Below are 241 nucleotides of genomic sequence, written 5' to 3'. Positions count from 1 at the left end.
ATCACGGGCGAACTGCTGCACGTGACCGGCGGCCGCTACGCTTCGTAAAACGCCCTCCCCGCGCCTCTTTCCGGAATCCCATCAGCCATGCAAAGCGCAAGCCCCGCCAGCCAGTCCCCGCTTCCCCCCCTGCAGGTCGGCCACAGCTTCGAGTCCGCCGGCCGCACCATCACCGAGAGCGACATCGTCAACTTCGCCTGCCTGTCCGGCGACTTCAACCGCCTGCACGTCGACCATGAAT

At 66.0% G+C, this 241-nt stretch carries 1 protein-coding gene; it reads left to right on the top strand.

The features are described 5' to 3' along the window. Window positions 1-87: 87 nt before the first annotated feature. Window positions 88-241: MaoC/PaaZ C-terminal domain-containing protein (locus HMPREF0519_RS14740; protein WP_220094611.1), on the top strand; the 154-nt coding region annotated here is incomplete at its 3' end.

It is taken from the genome of Lentilactobacillus hilgardii DSM 20176 = ATCC 8290 (genome assembly GCF_000159315.1).
GTDB classification, from domain to species: domain Bacteria; phylum Bacillota; class Bacilli; order Lactobacillales; family Lactobacillaceae; genus Lentilactobacillus; species Lentilactobacillus hilgardii.
The sequence above is the reverse complement of the archived record's forward strand: the minus strand, read 5'-3'. Positions and strand labels throughout refer to the sequence as shown.